Raw genomic sequence first — 17,934 nt, 5'->3', positions numbered from 1 at the left:
GACGTCGCCTCGCCACCCGGTGACGGTAGCGGGGGACCTCTGACAGGGAGGACTACAGCCGCCGTGGCTCATCCGGGAGCGACTGCAGCCAGCGCTCTCCCTCCTCGCGCAGGATGAGCGCCTTCTTCTTCCCCGGGTACTTCGGCACCAGCTCACCTCGCCGGATCGCCTGGCGGACCGTCCAGTCGGACAGGTCGCAGACTGCAGCGAAGTGATCGATCGAGTACGCGAGTTGCCGCTGGTCTTCCACACGTCGATCGTCGCCCCCTCAACGTTGACAGGCAATCGACAGATCTGAGGAGGTGCGTCGAAGACATGCGCGGACTCTTGAACGTCCCGCGCGCTGGCAGCCGCGCAAGTACGTTGCACGCGTGAAGGACGCACCGGACGACAGCCACGCCCTCGACGTACCGGAGCTCGCGAAGTGGCTCAACATCTCCGAGTGGAAGGCCCGCGAGCTCGGCAACGACCTGCTGTTCCCATCGTTCCGAGTCGGCAGGGCGCACCGCTTCTGGCCATCAGAAGTGCGGGCGTACCTGTCGGAGCCGCGCGACCCGTGGAAGCAGTCACCTCAGTCACGAGGTCGGAAGCGGGTCGGACGAGCGCAAGCGGCGGGGTACCGAGGTCAGTGGCCGTCGCCGAAACCACCGCACCCGACGGAGTGACGTACCCGCACTTACCCCGCAGATTGGCTGCCACAGGGTGGAAGTTGCCGGAACCCTACGAGCGGGAGAAGCCCCGTTGAGCACACAAGCCGCCATCTAGGGGAAGAAGCTGGAATGCTCCGTCAGGTAATACGGGGGTTGCGGGTTCAAGTCCCGCTGCCGGCCCCAGACGAAGCGATGCCCCGGGCGAAGTCTCGCCCGGGGCATCGGCACACGGAACGCGGATCAGGGGGCGTTCCGGGCGCTGGACGCGGTAACCAGCCGGTCGTGCGACGAGGATGACACCTCACCGACCCGCACGTCCACACCCGGACCCCACATCCGCGGAAATCCGCACGATGTGCACGAACGCGCAGCGGTCCTGTCCGCTCAGCGTCCGCCAGCTCGGCACCAGCCGGCTCAGCGCCCGCCGGTGATCTTCCGCTCCCGCTGCGCGACGCCGGCCGTGCCGTAGGGGTAGTCGTCGATGCGGGGAGCGCTGGCGTCGGTCAGCCGGTCGAGCTCGCCGTCCGTGAGCACCAGGTCCGCGGCACCGAGGTTGTCCTCGAGCTGCGACAGGGTGCGGACGCCCAGGATCACGCTCGTGACCGCGGGCCGGGCCAGCAGCCAGGCGAGTGCGACCTGCGACTTCGACGCGTCGTGGGCGTCGGCCACCTCGGAGACGGCGTCGAGCACCTCCCACGTGCGCTCGTCGCCGTTGCGGGCTTCCCACGCCTCCATGCCGCGCCGCGGGTTCTCGCCCAGGCGGGTGGCGCCGGTCGGGGCCTCGTCGCGCTGGTACTTGCCGGAGAGCCAGCCGCCGGCCAGCGGCGACCAGGGCAGCAGACCGATGCCGGCGTCGAGGCAGGCGGGCACGACCTCGTGCTCGATGTCGCGGACGAGCAGGTTGTACTGCGGCTGCAGGGTGACGGGCGGTGCCCAGCCGTGCGACTTCGCCTCGTAGACGGCCTTGGTGACCTGGTAGCCGAGGTAGTTCGAGAACCCGTAGGAGCCGATCTTGCCGGCGGACACGGCGTCGTCGAGGAACCGCAGGGTCTCGTCGATGGGGGTCAGGGCGTCCCACGCGTGCATCTGGTACAGGTCGATGTGGTCGACGCCGAGCCGCTCGAGCGAGGCGTCGAGGGCCACGCGCAGGTGTCGTCGGGACAGGCCGAGGTCGTTCGGGCCGTCGCCCTGCGGGAACCGGCCCTTGGTGGCGAGGACGACCTGCGCGGCCTCGGTGGGGTGTGCTGCGAGCCAGCGGCCGATGATCCGCTCGGACTCGTTGCCGGAGTAGACGTCCGCCGTGTCGACGAGCGTGCCACCGGCGGCCACGAAGGCGTCGAGGATGGCGTGTGAGGTGGGTTCGTCGGCTTCGCTGCCGAACGTCATGGTGCCGAGGGTCAGCGTCGACACCGATGTCCCGCTGTTGCCGAGGAGTCTGTAGTCCATGGCGGGGACGGTACGCCCGGTGCCGTCCGACCGAGGGGACCCACGAGTACCCCTCAGCGCGGGGCGGACAGGAAGCGCAGCGCCGCTTCGCGGAACGGCCGCGAGGTCGGGGCGTTGAAGTGGTTGCGCCCCGGGATCTCGAAGAAGGTGGCGTCCGGCGCGGCCTCGGCGAGCCGGACCGCGCTGTCGCGGATGCCGTCCTCGCTGCCCGCGGCGATCAGGAGCGGCTGCGCCGGGGCGTTCTCCGGGGTCGGCTCGATGCTGTTCCGCATCCCCTCGACCATGGCCACGAGCGCGCCGAGGTCGTTGCCCTCGACGTTGCCCGCCATCGTGAGGTAGCCGTTGGTGACGCGGTCCTCGATCGGGGTGCCGTCGGCGATGTACGCCTTCGCCTGGTCGACGCGGACCCGACGCATCGGGTCGGCGTCCGGGATCCCGCCGAACACCGCGCGCGAGATCCGGCCCGGCAGCCGCTCGGCGGTGTGCCAGCCGACCCGTGCGCCGAGCGAGTAGCCGAGGAACGCGACGTCGTCGAGCAGGTACGTGTCGATGACCGTGGTGACGTCGGCGACGAGCAGGTCCATCGAGTAGGCACCCGGGTCGTGCGGCTTCGCGCTCGCGCCGTGCCCGCGCTGGTCGAGCGCCAGGACCCGGTACCCGGCACGGACCAGGTGCCGCGTCCAGCCCGAGGCGTGCCAGTTGAGCACCGCACCGGACGCGAAGCCGTGCACCGCGATGACAGCCGGGGCGTCGGGGTCGCCGAAGTCGTAGGTCGCGAGTCGCAGCCCGTCGGGCGACATCACGAACCGGGGGCGGGGCGCTTCGGGGACGAGTGACATGTCCTCTCAAGCGTATCGGGGCAGTGTGGTGGCCATGGACGGCTACGGCGGCGATCAGATCCGGGCGGCGGAACGCCCCCACCTCGACGCGGGGGAACCCCTGATGCAGCGCGCCGCCGACGGGCTCGCGCACATCGTCGGCGACCTGCTGGACGACCCGGCCGTGCGGCCGGTCGACGGGCCTGGATCCGTCCTCGTGCTCGCCGGCAGCGGCGACAACGGCGGTGACGCCCTGTTCGCGGGCGCTCGCCTGGCAGCGGCCGGGAGGCACGTGGCGGTCCTGCGCGTCGGCTCCCGTGTCCACGAGGCCGGCTTGGCAGCGGCGCTGGACGCCGGCGCCCGTCTGCTCGACGGCCCGTCCGGCGCCTCGGGACCGAACGCGGGCGGAGCGGCCGACATCCTGCGGGCCGCCGGCCGGAGCGACGGCGAGCGCCTGGCGGACGTCGCGACCGAGGCGGCGCTCGAGGCCGACCTGGTGCTCGACGGCATCCTCGGCATCGGGGTGCACGGCGCGAACGCGCTGCGGTCCCCCGCACGCGAGGTCGTGGACGCCATCCGTGAGCTCGCCCGCGACCAGCGTGCGCCGTTCGTCGTCGCGGTGGACGTGCCGAGCGGCATCGACGTGGACACCGGCGGGGTCGCGGACGACCACGTCCTGCACGCCGACGTCACCGTCACCTTCGGCGGTGTGAAGGCGGGCCTGCTGACCGGACCCGCTGCCACCCTCGCCGGGCGGATCGAACTCGTCGACGTCGGGATCGGTGCGGACCTGGCGACGACGGAGCCGCTGATCCGCACCTGACCCCTCGACCGTCAGTGGTGTTCGTACAGCACGGGCTCCGGCAGACCGTGCTCGGCGCGGATGCTGCGTGCGATGCCCTCGATGGCGACCAGGGCGTCGACCACGAGCTCCGGCGTCACCGGGAACGGCATGTTGTGGATGGTCTCGCCCTCCACCGTCGCCGCCTCGGCCACGGCGCGCAGCACGTCACGGTCGTCCACCGTCAGGCCGATCTCGGTCAGGGTGTTCGGCAGGCCGACCTTCGTGGTGAAGACGACGAAGTCCTCGATCTCCTCGGCCGGGGCACCCTCGAGCACCAGCTGGGCGATCGTCCCGATGTTCACCTTCTGCCCGTGCGCCAGGCCGTGCGCCTGCGGAGCCGCGGTCAGTCCGTTGTGGATCGCGTGGGCGGCGGCGAGCCCGCCGGACTCGAAGCCCAGGCCGGACAGCAGCGTGTTCGCCTCGACGACCTTCTCGAGCGCCGGGGTGACGACCTTGGCCTTGACGGCCTCGATGGCCTGCAGGGCGTTCTCGTGCAGGAGCTTCCACGACAGCTCGGCGAGCGCGACGCCGGTCTGGGTCTGCAGGCCGCCGGCCATGGTGTCGGCGTTGGCGCGCTTCGCGGCACGGGCCTCGACCCACGTCGCCAGCGCGTCGCCGATGCCCGCGACCAGGAACTGCACCGGCGCGTTGGCGACGAGCCTGGTGTCGATGAGCACCAGGTCCGGGTTGTGCGGGAAGAAGCGGTACTCGATGAACTCGCCCTCGGCGGTGTAGATGACGGCGAGCGCCGAGGTCGGGGCGTCGGTGGACGCAGCGGTCGGCACGCTGGCCCACCGGATGCCGGCGAGGTGCCCAGCGGCCTTCGCGGCGTCGATCGCGGAGCCACCGCCGAGCCCCACGATGACGTCGGCGTCCTTCGCGCGGATCTGCTCGACGAGCTCGTCGACGGCCTCGGGGGTGGCGAAGCGGCCGAACCCGACACGCTCCACGGCCAGGTCGGCGGATCGGAAGCTCTCGGTGACGGCGGTCTCGACGATGCCCCAGACCACGTCGTCGGCGACGATCAGGGGCCGCTTGCCGATCGGGGCGATGAACTCGCCGACGCGGGTGATCGCGTCCTTGCCCTGGACGTAGCGGGCGGGGCTCATCACGGTGCTGATGGGAGTGGCCATTGTGCGGTTCCTTCCGGTTGTACGACAGGTGTACGACAGGTGTCGGGGTGGCCGACGCCGCCGACGGTACGCGGGGCCACTGATCGGGAGGTGCTGATCGGTAGGTTCGGGATCATGACGTTCAACGACGACTCGCAACTCCGGGGCGGCAAGGTCAAGCGGCGGGGTCGCACCACGGCGATCGGCGGCGGCGCCGTGGGTGTCGGCGCCATCGTGGTGTTCCTGATCGCGCAGTTCACCGGCTTCGACCTGAGCGGGATCGTCGGCGGCGGCAACGGCCTGACGACGATCCAGCAGGAGGGCGAGTCCGCCGACGCCGCCCCCGAGTGCCGGACCGGGCGCGACGCCAACCTGCGCGTCGAGTGCCGGATGGAGGGCGCGGCCGAGTCGCTCGACGCCTACTGGACGTCCGAGGCGCGGTCGCTCGGCATCTCGTACACGTCACCGGAGTTCTTCCTGTTCCAGGACTCCACCGACACCTCGTGCGGGCAGGCTTCGGCCGCGACCGGCCCGTTCTACTGCCCGCCGGACCGTGCGGTCTTCCTGGACACCGCGTTCTACGACGACCTGCAGTCGCAGTACGGCTCGTCCGGCGGTCCGCTCGCGCAGATGTACGTCGTCGCACACGAGTGGGGCCACCACGTGCAGCAGCTGCAGGGGTCGTTCGCGAACACCGACCGCTCCGGCACGGGTGCGTCGTCGGGCAGCGTCCGCGTCGAGCTGCAGGCGGACTGCTACGCCGGGGCCTGGGTCGGCGACGCCGCCACGACGAAGGACGCGAACGGCGAGACGTTCTTCGAACCGATCACCCGCTCCCAGATCACCGACGCCCTGTCGGCGGCGAGCGCAGTGGGCGACGACAGCATCCAGGAGCGCGCGACCGGCCGCGTCGACCCGGACTCGTTCACGCACGGGTCGAGCGAGCAGCGACAGCGCTGGTTCCTGCGGGGCTACCAGCAGGGCGCGACGAGCTGCGACACCCTGAGCATCCCGGGTTCGGCCCTGTAGCCGCACCGACACGGACTGGAGGCCCGGTGCCAGCTGGCACCGGGCCTCCCGTCCGTGGTCAGCGCGTCAGCGCCCGTGCAGACGTCAGCGCTCGTCCGGCGGTCAGCGCTTGGTCGGCGTGGCAGACGGGGTCGCGCTGGGCGTGGGCGTCGGGGTCGCGTCGGTCGCCCCGGCGGCCGTCACCACGAAGGTGCGGAAGTCGTCGTTCGTGACCGGGGAGGTCAGCTCGTAGCGCTGCCCGTTCACGAGCACGAGCGGGGTGCCGGGGAACTCCTTGAGCGTCGAGCCGGGGATCGTGCCCCCGGACACCGCCGTCGTCTGCTCGTCCACCCACTTGGCGTAGTCCTGGTCGGCGATGCAGCTCCGGACGGCGCTGCGTTCCTGCAGCCCCTGCACGCCCGTGACGACGTCGGTGAGCTCGGCGTCCGTCAGGCCCGCGGTGCCCTCGTCCGGCTGCTTCGCGAAGAGCGCCTGGTTCACCGCGTAGAACTGGTTCGGGGAGTGCTCGGCCACGCAGGCGGCGGCGTTCGCGGCGCGGAGGGAGTACTTCGTGCCCTGCGAGCGGTTCGACAGGATCGCGACGGGGTGGATGTCGACCGTGGCCGCACCGGAGTCGACGAGGTCCTTGATGTAGTCGCCGTTCGCCCGCTCGAACTGGCCGCAGCCCGGGCAGAGGTAGTCGACGTACAGGGTGATCCGGACGGTGCCGGCCCCCTCGGTCGCGGCGCTGCTCGGCGACGCGGAGGCCGATCCGGACGCGGACGCCGCGACGGGCTTCAGCCCCTGCCCGATGGTGATGCCGCCCTGCGACATGGTCGACGGGCCGGGGCCGGCGGGCTTCACGGAGTCGACCAGCACGAGCGTGACGATCGTCGCGGCGGCGAGGAGCACGACCCCGAGCCCGATCTGCAGGCCGAGCCGGACACCACGCTGGCGTCGCTTCTGCTGGGTCCGGGCACGCTGGGCTCGCTGGCGGGCGGCTTCACGGCGCTCGTTCCGCGCGGCGCGGGCGGCACCCTCGGGGCGGTTGTTCATCGGTGCGTCGTCCTCCTGATCGGTGTCCGCTCGGCGTTCCCCTGCTCGGCGGACGGACCCGGCGATTGTAGTGGGGCGCTCTGGGAAGCCGCCGACCAAGGGGGAAAACACTGGCGCACCCGGGTGAACTCGTGTTGTATGAACCTCGACAGTCGACGGCGACTGTCCGGGGCCCGTACGGGCACACCGCTTCACTCGGATCGTCCGGCACGTACCTGCCGGTGAAGGAAGGACCGAACGCTCATGGCGTCCGTCACCTATGACAAGGCAACCCGTCTCTACCCCGGAGGCAACCGTCCCGCGGTCGACTCCCTCGACCTGGACGTCGCCGACGGCGAGTTCCTCGTCCTCGTCGGCCCCTCGGGCTGCGGCAAGTCCACCTCGCTCCGCATGCTGGCCGGCCTCGAAGAGGTCAACTCCGGTCAGATCCGCATCGGCGACCGCGACGTCACGGACGTCCCGCCGAAGGACCGCGACATCGCGATGGTGTTCCAGAACTACGCGCTGTACCCGCACATGACCGTCGCCGAGAACATGGGCTTCGCGCTCAAGATCGCCGGCGTCGGCAAGGAAGAGCGCGCCACCCGCGTGCAGGAAGCCGCCAAGCTCCTCGACCTCGAGGACTACCTCGGCCGCAAGCCGAAGGCGCTCTCCGGTGGTCAGCGTCAGCGCGTCGCGATGGGCCGTGCGATCGTCCGTCAGCCGCAGGTGTTCCTCATGGACGAGCCGCTGTCGAACCTCGACGCCAAGCTCCGCGTCCAGACCCGCACGCAGATCGCGTCGCTGCAGCGTCGTCTCGGCGTCACCACGGTCTACGTCACGCACGACCAGACCGAGGCCCTCACCATGGGTGACCGCATCGCGGTGCTCAAGGACGGCATCCTGCAGCAGGTCGGCACCCCGCGCGACCTGTACGAGAAGCCGAACAACGTGTTCGTCGCCGGCTTCATCGGTTCGCCGGCCATGAACCTGCTGCCCGCCGACGTCATCGAGGGCGGCATCAAGTTCGGCACGCTCAACCACGCGATCGACCGCGACACCCTGTCGAACGCCCGTGCCGCACAGATCACGGTCGGCATCCGCCCCGAGGACGTCATCGTGTCGCAGTCCGGCGAGGGCCTGCCCGTCACGGTCGACGTCGTCGAGGAGCTCGGCGCCGACGGCTACCTCTACGGTCACGCGGACGTGAACGGCCAGCGCGCCGACATCGTCGCCCGTGTCGACGGTCGTGCGCACCCGTCGATCGGTGACACGATCGTCATCACGCCGAAGCAGGGCCACGTCCACGCCTTCGACACCGAGTCGGGCGACCGCCTCGACGACAAGGCCGTCGTCAGCGCGTAACCAGCGCACTCCCCCGAGAGCCCGCGCCCGCCTCACAAGGGCGGACGCGGGCTCTCGGCTGTCCCCGACACCAGAGGAACCACCGTGCCCGACTCGATGTCCATCACCGCCGCCACCGTCGACCCCGGCCTGCTCGACCTGCCGTGGGACCTGCCGCTCGCCGACTGGCCCGACGACACGATCGTCGCGCTGCCGAAGGGCATCTCGCGGCACCTCGTGCGGTTCGTGCACCTGAGCGGGTACGTCGCCGCGGTGAAGGAGACCGGCGAAGAGGTCGCCCGGTCCGAGTACGAGATGCTCCGGACCCTGCAGCGCATGGACGTGCCGTGCGTGGACCCGGTCGCGGTCATCACGAACCGCGTCGACGCCGACGGTGAACCACTGCACCCCGTGCTCGTGACCCGCCACCTGCGGTTCTCCCTGCCGTACCGCGCGCTCTACTCACAGACGCTGCGCCCCGAGACCGCCACCCGTCTGGTCGACGCCCTCGCGCTGCTGCTCGTCCGCCTGCACGTCATCGGCTTCTACTGGGGCGACGTGTCCCTGTCGAACACGCTGTTCCGTCGCGACGCCGGAGCCTTCGCCGCGTACCTGGTCGACGCCGAGACCGGCAAGCTCTACCCCGGCGGGCTGTCGAACGGTCAGCGCGAGAACGACCTCGAGGTCGCCCGCGTGAACATCGCCGGCGAGCTGCTCGACCTCGAGGCCGGCGGACGACTCGACGAGAACGCCGACCCCGTCGACGTCTCGAACCGCATCGTCGCCCAGTACCGGACGCTCTGGACCGAGCTCACCGGCACCGAGCAGTTCGACATCAAGGAACGCTGGCGCATCAACGACCGCGTCGAGCGCCTGAACGAGCTCGGCTTCGACATCGAGGAGCTCTCGATCCACACGACCGAGGGCGGCTCGCAGGTCCGGATCCAGCCGAAGGTCGTCGACGCCGGGCACCACCAGCGCCGACTGCTGCGGCTCACCGGGCTCGACGCCGGCGAGAACCAGGCCCGGCGCCTGCTCAACGACCTCGACTCGTACCGTGCCCGCAACGGCCGTGACGAACTCGACGAGGAGATGGTGGCGCACGAGTGGGTATCACGGGTCTTCGAGCCCGTCGTCCGCTCGATCCCCCGTGACCTGCGCGGCCGGCTCGAACCCGCCGAGGTGTTCCACGAGCTGCTCGAGCACCGCTGGTTCATGTCCCAGCAAGAGGAGCGTTCCGTCTCCCTGCCCGAGGCCACGACCGCCTACATCAACGACGTGCTCCGACACCGTCGCGACGAGCGCCTGCTCATCAACCCGCCGACCTCGTCGATCACCGTGCCGATCCCGGTGCTGGACGACGACGCCGACGAGTCCGCCGAGTCCGACGACGTCGACGACTGGCGCGCCACGGTCTGACGCGGTCCCCGCTCGGTCACGGCACCCCGCCGGGCGGACGTCGAGCGGTCACGGACCGTCGCCTGCGGCGTCGCGCAGCGACGATTCGTGACCACACGGCGGGCACCAGCCGACGTGTCCTGACCGTTCGGGGGGTCGGCAACGCGACCGCCTGGAGGCCCGTCCCGGGTCCCGGGGACCGGCGCCGGCCCTCCAGACCGTCACGCCCAGCCCCGCCGGTGGTGACGTTGGACGTCGAGCGGTCACGACACCCCGCCGGGCGAACGTCGACCGGTCACGGACCGTCACCTGCGGCGTCGGGCAGCGACGACGCGTGACCGCACGGCAGGCACCAGCCGACACGTGTCCTGACCCTTCGAGCCCGCCCCAGGCAGCACCGTGAGCAGGAATGGCCGCCTCCCGCTCGGGGAGGCGACCATTCCTGCACACGAAGTGCTGTGGCTACGCGGTGCGACGGCGCCGCGCGACCTCCCACAGGGTGACGCTCGCGGCGATGCCGGCGTTCAGGGACTCGGTGGCGCTCGAGATCGGGATCGACACGATCGCGTCACAGGTCTCGGTGACCAGGCGCGACAGGCCCTTGCCCTCGGAGCCGACGACGATCACGAGCGGGCGGTCGGCGAGCTCGAGGCCGTCGAGCTCCACGTCACCGTCGCCGTCCAGGCCGAGGACGAACAGGCCCATCGACTTCAGCGACTTCAGGGTCTGCGTGAGGTTCGGGGCCATCGCGACGGGCGTGCGTGCCGCGGCACCGGCCGAGGTCTTCCACGCCGACGCCGTCACGCCGACCGAACGACGCTGCGGCACGATGACGCCGTGTCCGCCGAAGGCCGCGGTCGAGCGGATGATCGCGCCGAGGTTGCGGGGGTCCGTGATGCCGTCGAGCGCGACGAGCAGCGGGACCTGGTCGCGCGAGAACGCCTGCTCGACGATGTCCTCGGACACGGCGTACTGGTACGCCGGCACCTTGAGGGCGACGCCCTGGTGCACGCTGTCGTGTCCGGTGATGCGGTCGAGCTCGGGACGCATGAGCTCGATGATCGGCACGCCACGGTGGTTGGCGAGCGCGAGGATCTCCTTCACGCGGTCGTCGACCTCGATGCGCGACGCGATGTAGAGCGTCGACGACGGGGTCTTCGTCCGCAGGGCCTCGAGCACGGAGTTGCGCCCGGTCACCAGCTCGGAGTCGTCGGTCTTGCGTGCCGGCGGACGGCCCGTGCGACCCTGCGGGGTGCTCGAGGAACCGTGCCGACCCTTGGCCGCCTCGAAGCGGTCCTTCGCGGCCTTGCGCTTGCCGGCGGGGTGGTACGGGCGGTCCTCGGCCTTCGGGGTCGGCTTGCGACCCTCGAGCGCCTGGGCGCCCTGTCCGCCGGAACCGACCTGCTTGTTGCCCTTGCGACCGGTGCGGACGGCGCCGGGCCGACCCTTCTTGCTTCCCGAGACGTTCTTCATGCGTAGCTCCTGTTCGGCACTGCCGTATTCAGGCGATGCTCCAGCGTGTTCCGGACGGCGTGTCCTCGATCGTGATGCCCGCGGCGGCGAGGTCGTCGCGCACGCGGTCGGCCGCGGTGAAGTCCCGTGCTGCCCTGGCGTCCGCGCGCTCCTGCACGAGGCGTTCGACGAGGGCGGCGAGCGGGCCTGCCGAGGTGTCGTGGCCGCCGCCCGACCAGTGGGCGGCTCGCGGGTCGATGCCGAGCACCTCCACCATCGCAGCCACCTGATGGTACGCGGTCCCGAGCGTTTCCGCATCGTCGGCGTCCAGGGCGGCGTTGCCGGTGCGCACGGTCTCGTGCAGCACGGCCAGGGCCTGGGGCACGGACAGGTCGTCGTCCATGGCCGCGGCGAAGGCCTCGGGCACGGCCGGGGCGTCGGCGAGGTGGACGCCCTCGAGCCGGGTCTCGGCGCGCTCGAGGAACCCGGCGATGCGGTCGTACGCCGCCTCGGCCTCGGCCAGGGACCCCTCGTGGTGGTCGATCGACGAGCGGTAGTGGGCTGCACCGAGGAAGTAGCGCACGACGGCGGGACGAGCGGACCCGAGGAAGTCCGCAGCGAAGATCGAGTTGCCGAGCGACTTCGACATCTTCTGACCCTCGACCGTCACCAGGCCGTTGTGCAGCCAGTACGACGCGAACGGGTCCCCGGCGGCCGTGGACTGCGCCAGCTCGTTCTCGTGGTGCGGGAAGCGCAGGTCGAGCCCGCCGCCGTGGATGTCGAACGCCGGGCCGAGGTACCGACGGGACATCGCCGAGCACTCGATGTGCCAGCCCGGGCGGCCGGCGCCCCACGGGGAGTCCCAGTTGGCCGTCGACGGCTCGCCGGGCTTCGCACCCTTCCAGAGCGCGAAGTCACGAGCGTCGCGCTTGCCACGCGGATCGGCGTCGGCGGCCTCGACCATGTCCTCGCGCCGCTGCCGGGTGAGCACCCCGTAGTCGGACCAGCTGCCGGTGTCGAAGTAGACGTCACCGGAGCCGTCGTCGGCGGCGTAGGCGTGCCCGCGGTCGATCAGGCGCTGGATGATCTCGTGCATCTGCGGCACGCTCGCCGTGGCCCGCGGCTCGTACGTCGGGGGCAGGATGCCGAGGGCGTTGTACGCGGCCGTGAACTCGAGCTCGACCCGGTAGGCGCGGGCGAACCACTCCTCGTCCGTGCCGGCAGCCAGGTCGAGGACCTTGTCGTCGATGTCGGTGACGTTGCGCACCAGGGTCACCCGGTACCCGCGGTGGGTGAGCCACCGACGCCAGATGTCGTACACGAGCGCGGACCGCAGGTGCCCGATGTGCGGCGACGACTGCACCGTCGGACCACAGACGTAGACGCTCACGTGTCCGTCGACCAGGGGCACGAGGTCGACGACGGCTGCGGCGCGGGAGTCGTAGAGGCGAACGGTCACGCCTCAACCCTAATCGGCGCGGGGCCGCGGTTTCAGGAGGGACGCACGAGTGCCGTGGCGATCGCCGCGAGCCCCTCGCCACGGCCGGTGAAGCCGAGGCCGTCGGTCGTCGTGCCGGACACGGCGACGGGCGCACCGACGACCGCGGACAGGGCGTCCTGCATCTCGTCGCGGCGACGTCCGATGCGCGGCCGGTTGCCGATGACCTGCACGGTGACGGACACCGGCTCGAGTCCGGCGTCGGCGAGCAGCGCGACCGCACCCCGGACGAAGACGTCGCCCGTGGCACCGGCGTACCGCGGGTCAGCGGTGCCGAAGCGTCCGCCGATGTCGCCGAGGCCCCCGGCGGAGAGCAGGGCGTCGCACACCGCGTGCGCCACCGCGTCGCCGTCGCTGTGCCCGGAGAGGCCGGGTTCGCCGGGGAAGTCGAGCAGGCCGACGCGGCAGGGCGAGGCGTCGTCGAAGGCGTGCACGTCGACCCCGAGCCCGAGCCGGACCGCGACGACGGCGTCGGCCGTCCCCGCACCGGCACCACCATTCGCCTCGGTCCGCGCCCGCACGATCGACTCGGCCCGGCCGAGGTCCCACGGCGTCGTGATCTTGAAGGCGTCGGCGTCACCCGGCACGAACCGGACGGTGCCGCCGACGGCCTGGAACACCCCGGCGTCGTCCGTCTCGGACTGCGACGACACCGTGTAGGCCCGCCGCAGTGCCGCGAGCGGGAAGCCCTGCGGCGTCTGCACCCCGACGAGCGCCGCACGGTCGACGGTCTCGACGACGACGTCACCGTCGACCCGCTTCACCGTGTCCGTGACGGGGAGCGCCGGCACGACGCCCGCACCGTCACCGGCGGCGACGGCGTCGAACACCCGCGAGAACTGTGCCGCGGGCGTGAGGCATCGCGCCGCGTCGTGCACGAGCACCGTGGAGACGGAGTCCGGTAGGACGGCCAGGCCGGCCTCGACCGAACCGTGGCGATCCGCGCCTCCGGCGACGACGGCCGTGTACGCGACCGCAGCACCCGCGACCGAACCGACCACCTGCCGGCACTCGTCCAGGTGCGACGCCGGTGCGACGACGACGACGAGCGTCGGTGACGGCAAGGCGAACAGGGGTTCGAGCGCCCGCGCGAGCATGAGCGAACCGGCCACGGGCACGAACGCCTTCGCGGTCCCGATGCCGAGCCGGGTGCCGGAGCCGGCCGCAACGACGACGACCGCCCGGTCCACCCCTTCGGGGAACCGTGCGGTCGTCGTTCGTGCTGTCGTGTTCAGTGCGCTGTCGTCAGGCTCAGGAAGCCAGGACCTCGTCGAGGACGGTCGATGCCTTGTCCTCGTCGGTCTTCTCGGCCAGCGCGAGCTCGGAGATCAGGATCTGCCGGGCCTTGGCCAGCATCCGCTTCTCACCCGCGGAGAGCCCGCGGTCCTGATCGCGCCGCCAGAGGTCGCGGACGACCTCGGACACCTTGATGACGTCACCGGAAGCGAGCTTCTCGAGGTTCGCCTTGTAGCGGCGTGACCAGTTGGTGGGCTCTTCCGTGAACGGCGCCCGGAGGACCTCGAACACCTTGTCGAGCCCTTCCTTGCCGATCACGTCGCGGACGCCGACCAGGTCGACGTTGTCCGCCGGGACCTCGATCGTCAGGTCACCCTGCGTCACCCGCAGTTTCAGGTAGACCTTTTCCTCGCCCTTGATGACGCGAGTCTTGACTTCAGAGATGGTTGCCGCCCCGTGATGGGGGTAGACGACGGTCTCGCCGACCTCGAATTGCATGTATCAGGCTCCGTTCCCAGACATCCAGTTTACCACAGGGGCCGTTCCGGTAAGGGGACCCTCAACGCTCACCCCTCCCGGTGATCGCTAGGATGGGCGCGGGGACCGCCCGGTCCTCATCGTGACTTACGGAGGAATCTCTTGCGACCTCGGGTACTCGTGTCCGTCGCCGTTGCGGCAACCATCGCGCTCGGCGCCACCGGGTGCGAGTTCATGTCGCCGGCCCACACCGTCGACATCAAGCAGATCACCGACGGCGTGGACGTCTCGACCGGCAAGGTCGACGTGCGGAACGCCCTCCTGATCTCGGACGACGGTGAGAGCGCCCGCTTCATCGGCACGCTCGTGAACAACGACGACCAGGACGACTACACCGTCTCGATCGAGATCGGCGGCGCCACCCAGACCGTCGACGTGCCGGCGAACACCCACGTCGACCTCGCCATGGCCGCGGGTGCGGGCAGCGACGACGAGTCGAGCGTGCAAGAGGGCGACACCACGCAGGGCACCACCGCCGGTGACGCCGAGCCGATCGTGTTCGACAAGGCGGACGCGAAGCCGGGTTCGCTCGTCAAGGTCTACTTCAGCTACCCCGACGCCGAGGGTGTCTCGGCGAACGTGCCGGTGCTGACGAGCTCGCAGGAGGAGTACCAGACCCTCGCGCCGAGCCCGACCCCGACGCCCACCTCGACGTCGCCGTCCGAGAGCGGCGCGCAGTCGACCGGCGAGGCCGTCCCCGGCACGCAGCCGACCGACTCGCAGACGGATTCGTCCGAGGGCGACAACGGCACCAACTGACGCCGACGGGCGCGGCTGAGACCGCGCCCGGATCGTTCGCACAGGAGGCCCGGTGCGAGTCCCGAGGACTCGCACCGGGCCTCCTGTCCGTCCGCCTCAGGCCTCGATGCGGTAGCCGAGGCCGCGGACCGTCACCAGGATCTCGGGGGTCGACGGAACCCGCTCGATCTTCGAGCGGATGCGCTTGATGTGCACGTCGAGGGTCTTGGTGTCGCCGAAGTAGTCGGAACCCCACACCCGGTCGATGAGCTGCCCGCGGGTCAGCACACGGCCGGCGTTCCGGAGCAGCAGTTCGAGGAGCTCGAACTCCTTGAGCGGCATCGGGGTCTCGGACCCGTCGACCGACACCGTGTGCCGCTCGACGTCCATCCGGATGCCGCCGACCTGCAGGATCCCGCTGTCCGCCGGGTCGTCCTCGGTCCGGCGACGGAGCACGGCACGGATCCGGGCCAGGAGCTCCCGGGTCGAGTACGGCTTCGTCACGTAGTCGTCGGCGCCGAGCTCGAGCCCGACGACGATGTCCACCTCCGAGTCCTTCGCGGTCAGCATGATGATCGGCGCGTTCGACCGGGTCCGGATCTGCCGGCACACCTCCGTGCCGCTCAGGCCCGGCAGCATGAGGTCGAGGAGCACCAGGTCGGGGTTCTCCGCGTCGAACTTCGACAGCGCGGTCACGCCGTCCGCAGCGACGGAGGTCTCGTACCCCTCACGCTGCAGCAGGAACTCCAGGGGCTCGCTCAGGGCCGGCTCGTCGTCGACGATGAGGATCTTGGTCACGATGGCTGCTCTTCCAGTTGCTCTTCGAGTGCTGTGGTCAGTTCGGGATCTGCCTCGGGCAGACGGATGGTGAAGGTCGAACCCTTGCCGGGCTGCGACCAGACGCGCACGTCACCACCGTGGTTGCTGACGACGTGCTTGACGATCGCGAGCCCGAGGCCGGTGCCCCCGGTGGCACGCGACCGTGCGGGATCGACACGGTAGAACCGTTCGAAGACGCGGTCGAGGTCGGCCTCGGGGATGCCGACGCCCTGGTCGGTGATCGCGATCTCGACGAAGCCCTTCGACGACCGGACGCCCACACCGACGCGGGTGTTGTCCGGCGAGTACTTCACCGCGTTGGCGATGAGGTTCGACACCGCGACCTGCAGCAGCCCGCGGTCGCCCATCACCCGCAGCTTCGACTTCTTGGCGCGGATGATCTCGATCGAGCGGGCGCGGGCGACGACCTCGTTCGCGTCGATCGCGGCCTGCACGATCTTGTCGATGCCGGTCTCCTCGCTGTTCTCGAGCGCGTCGACGGACTGCAACCGGGACAACTCGATGATGTCCTTCGTCAGCGCCCCGAGCCGCTCGGACTCGGTGATCAGCTGCGCGGCGAACTTCTTCACGTGCGCGGGGTCGTCGGCGGCGAGGACGAGGGTCTCGGACAGCAGGCCGATCGCGCCGATCGGCGTCTTCAGCTCGTGCGAGATGTTGGCGACGAAGTCGCGGCGGACCTCGTCGATGCGCCGGCTCTCGGTCAGGTCGTCCGCCGTGAGCAGGACGTACCGGTTGCCGAGCTGGGCGGCACGGAAGCTGAGGTAGCCGATGAGCTCCCCGTGGCGGCCGCGCGGCAGCTCGAGGTCCTCCGACCCCATCTCCCCGCTCTTGCGCACCCGGTCGATGAGCTCGAGCAGTTCGTGGTGCACCAGGCGTCGGCGCACGACGAGCCCCGCCGTGAGGGCCTGGGGGGATGCCGCGACGACGGTGTTCGACGGGTCGATGACGACCGCCGGGTTGTGCATCGTCGCGATGACCGCTGCGACGCCGTCCGGCAGGGTCCGCTCCGCCACGTCGGCAGCACGAGCCGTCCGCTCGGCGGTGATGATCAGCACCACGACGCCCGCGCCGAAGACCCCGCCGAGGAGCATCGACAGTGGCACGAGCCACGCGTTGTCCATGCCGCCAGTGTAGGGATGGTCATGCGGGGTTCCGGTACCGTTCACCGTCTGCGGAAGGCCAGAACGCGAAGCGTTCAGCCCCGCGTCACCGTTCGTTCACCTGGGCTGACGACACTCGTCCGGTACGCAGAGAGAGGTACTCCCCCATGCGCGAAGTCTTCCAGCAGGAACTCCAGGACGTCCAGGAGCGACTGACCGAGATCGCCGGGCTCGTCGAGTCCGCCATCACCCGAGCCACCCAGGCCTTCAGCGACTCCGACGTCGCCCTCGCCGAAGAGGTGATCGCCGACGACGAGAAGATCGACCTCGCTGCGAACAGCCTCGACGAGATCGCGATCGACATCCTCGCCCGCCAGGCACCGGTGGCCCGCGACCTGCGCGTCGTCGTCACCGCCCTGCGCGTCAGCTCCTCGCTCGAGCGCATGGGCGACATGGCCGAGCACATCGCGCAGCTCGCCCGCCAGCGCTTCCCCGAGAAGGTCGTGCCGAAGGGCCTCCGCAGCACGTTCAAGGAGATGGGCCGGCACGACGTCGCGATGGCGCAGAAGCTCACGCGGCTGCTCGCCACCGAGGACATCGCGCTGTCGGCCGAGATCCGCGACGAGGACGACGCCGTCGACGAGCTGCACGCCAGCGTCTTCGACTTCGTGCTCGGCGAGGCCTGGAAGGGCGGTCCGATCGACACCGTCGACGCCACCCTGGCCTCCCGCTACCACGAGCGCTTCGCCGACCACGCGGTCTCGATCGCCAAGAAGGTCGAGTACCTGGCGACCGGCGACTGGACCGGCGCCTCCACCTCGACCGCGGCGGTCTGACCCGGCCCGATCGGTCTGACCCGGCTCGATCGGTCTGACCCG

At 70.7% G+C, this 17,934-nt stretch carries 17 protein-coding genes; 6 read left to right on the top strand and 11 right to left on the bottom strand.

All coding sequences use genetic code 11. The annotated features are described in order from the left end of the window. Nucleotides 1–52: 52 nt before the first annotated feature. The 3 genes from HQQ79_RS05915 to HQQ79_RS05905 form a co-directional block, all read right to left on the bottom strand. Nucleotides 53–250: a hypothetical protein gene (locus HQQ79_RS05915; RefSeq protein ID WP_173032919.1), complete on the bottom strand. Its 198-nt coding sequence runs from the start codon at nt 248–250 to the stop codon at nt 53–55. Nucleotides 251–1,064: 814 nt separating this feature from the next. Next, nucleotides 1,065–2,096: an aldo/keto reductase gene (locus HQQ79_RS05910; protein WP_173032917.1), complete on the bottom strand. Its 1,032-nt coding sequence runs from the start codon at nt 2,094–2,096 to the stop codon at nt 1,065–1,067. Between the two features lie 53 nt (nt 2,097–2,149). Beyond that, nucleotides 2,150–2,935 carry an alpha/beta fold hydrolase gene (locus tag HQQ79_RS05905; protein WP_071244025.1) on the bottom strand — a complete coding sequence of 262 codons (786 nt, stop codon included), beginning with the start codon at nt 2,933–2,935 and terminating at the stop codon, nt 2,150–2,152. 34 nt (nt 2,936–2,969) lie between these two features. Between HQQ79_RS05905 and HQQ79_RS05900 the strand changes: the two genes are divergently transcribed. Then, nucleotides 2,970–3,737, top strand: a complete 768-nt coding sequence (locus HQQ79_RS05900) for an NAD(P)H-hydrate epimerase (RefSeq protein ID WP_173032915.1) — start codon at nt 2,970–2,972, stop codon at nt 3,735–3,737. An 11-nt stretch (nt 3,738–3,748) separates the two neighbouring features. Here HQQ79_RS05900 and HQQ79_RS05895 read toward each other — a convergent pair whose 3' ends face one another. Further along, nucleotides 3,749–4,891 (bottom strand): glycerol dehydrogenase, encoded by a 1,143-nt coding sequence (locus HQQ79_RS05895; RefSeq protein WP_071244021.1) that lies wholly within the window; start codon nt 4,889–4,891, stop codon nt 3,749–3,751. Nucleotides 4,892–5,005: 114 nt separating this feature from the next. On the opposite strand from HQQ79_RS05895, the gene HQQ79_RS05890 reads away from it, so the two are divergent. Then, nucleotides 5,006–5,899: a neutral zinc metallopeptidase gene (locus HQQ79_RS05890; protein ID WP_173032913.1), complete on the top strand. Its 894-nt coding sequence runs from the start codon at nt 5,006–5,008 to the stop codon at nt 5,897–5,899. 102 nt (nt 5,900–6,001) lie between these two features. Here HQQ79_RS05890 and HQQ79_RS05885 read toward each other — a convergent pair whose 3' ends face one another. Further along, nucleotides 6,002–6,934: a thioredoxin domain-containing protein gene (locus HQQ79_RS05885; protein WP_138801962.1), complete on the bottom strand. Its 933-nt coding sequence runs from the start codon at nt 6,932–6,934 to the stop codon at nt 6,002–6,004. Nucleotides 6,935–7,177: 243 nt separating this feature from the next. Between HQQ79_RS05885 and HQQ79_RS05880 the strand changes: the two genes are divergently transcribed. Both HQQ79_RS05880 and HQQ79_RS05875 read left to right on the top strand, forming a co-directional pair. Next, a complete protein-coding gene (locus tag HQQ79_RS05880; RefSeq protein ID WP_071244017.1) occupies nt 7,178–8,278 on the top strand; it encodes an ABC transporter ATP-binding protein in 1,101 nt (366 codons plus the stop codon). Nucleotides 8,279–8,362: 84 nt separating this feature from the next. Beyond that, nucleotides 8,363–9,676 carry a DUF4032 domain-containing protein gene (locus HQQ79_RS05875; protein ID WP_173032911.1) on the top strand — a complete coding sequence of 438 codons (1,314 nt, stop codon included), beginning with the start codon at nt 8,363–8,365 and terminating at the stop codon, nt 9,674–9,676. A 441-nt stretch (nt 9,677–10,117) separates the two neighbouring features. Here the strand turns inward: HQQ79_RS05875 and rlmB are convergent, their stop codons facing one another. The 4 genes from rlmB to HQQ79_RS05855 all read right to left on the bottom strand — a co-directional run bounded on the left by rlmB (nt 10,118) and on the right by HQQ79_RS05855 (nt 14,339). Then, on the bottom strand, nt 10,118–11,128 hold the full coding sequence (gene rlmB / locus HQQ79_RS05870) for a 23S rRNA (guanosine(2251)-2'-O)-methyltransferase RlmB (protein ID WP_173032909.1): 1,011 nt from the start codon (nt 11,126–11,128) through the stop codon (nt 10,118–10,120). A 28-nt stretch (nt 11,129–11,156) separates the two neighbouring features. Next, the gene (cysS, locus tag HQQ79_RS05865) at nt 11,157–12,566 is read right to left on the bottom strand and encodes a cysteine--tRNA ligase (RefSeq protein ID WP_173032907.1); all 1,410 of its coding nucleotides are present in this window, start codon (nt 12,564–12,566) and stop codon (nt 11,157–11,159) included. A 32-nt stretch (nt 12,567–12,598) separates the two neighbouring features. Then, nucleotides 12,599–13,795, bottom strand: coding sequence for a 2-C-methyl-D-erythritol 4-phosphate cytidylyltransferase (gene ispD, locus HQQ79_RS05860; RefSeq protein ID WP_173032905.1), 1,197 nt, complete (start codon nt 13,793–13,795; stop codon nt 12,599–12,601). A 61-nt stretch (nt 13,796–13,856) separates the two neighbouring features. Further along, nucleotides 13,857–14,339, bottom strand: a complete 483-nt coding sequence (locus HQQ79_RS05855; protein ID WP_017888066.1) for a CarD family transcriptional regulator — start codon at nt 14,337–14,339, stop codon at nt 13,857–13,859. 141 nt (nt 14,340–14,480) lie between these two features. On the opposite strand from HQQ79_RS05855, the gene HQQ79_RS05850 reads away from it, so the two are divergent. Next, nucleotides 14,481–15,137, top strand: a complete 657-nt coding sequence (locus HQQ79_RS05850) for a hypothetical protein (protein WP_173032903.1) — start codon at nt 14,481–14,483, stop codon at nt 15,135–15,137. A 96-nt stretch (nt 15,138–15,233) separates the two neighbouring features. Here the strand turns inward: HQQ79_RS05850 and HQQ79_RS05845 are convergent, their stop codons facing one another. After that, nucleotides 15,234–15,914, bottom strand: coding sequence for a response regulator transcription factor (locus tag HQQ79_RS05845; RefSeq protein WP_027466611.1), 681 nt, complete (start codon nt 15,912–15,914; stop codon nt 15,234–15,236). Continuing rightward, complete coding sequence (locus HQQ79_RS05840; RefSeq protein WP_027466612.1) at nt 15,911–17,077, bottom strand: cell wall metabolism sensor histidine kinase WalK; 1,167 nt, start codon at nt 17,075–17,077, stop codon at nt 15,911–15,913. Before HQQ79_RS05840 ends, HQQ79_RS05845 begins: the two co-directional genes overlap by 4 nt. 146 nt (nt 17,078–17,223) lie before the next feature. Here HQQ79_RS05840 and phoU point away from each other — a divergent pair, with 146 nt between their 5' ends. Further along, a complete protein-coding gene (gene phoU, locus HQQ79_RS05835; RefSeq protein WP_027466613.1) occupies nt 17,224–17,892 on the top strand; it encodes a phosphate signaling complex protein PhoU in 669 nt (222 codons plus the stop codon). Nucleotides 17,893–17,934: the final 42 nt, after the last annotated feature.

The sequence above is a fragment of the Curtobacterium sp. VKM Ac-2852 genome (genome assembly GCF_013205045.1).
GTDB lineage: Bacteria > Actinomycetota > Actinomycetes > Actinomycetales > Microbacteriaceae > Curtobacterium > Curtobacterium flaccumfaciens.
This window is presented reverse-complemented; position numbering and strand designations above follow the sequence as displayed.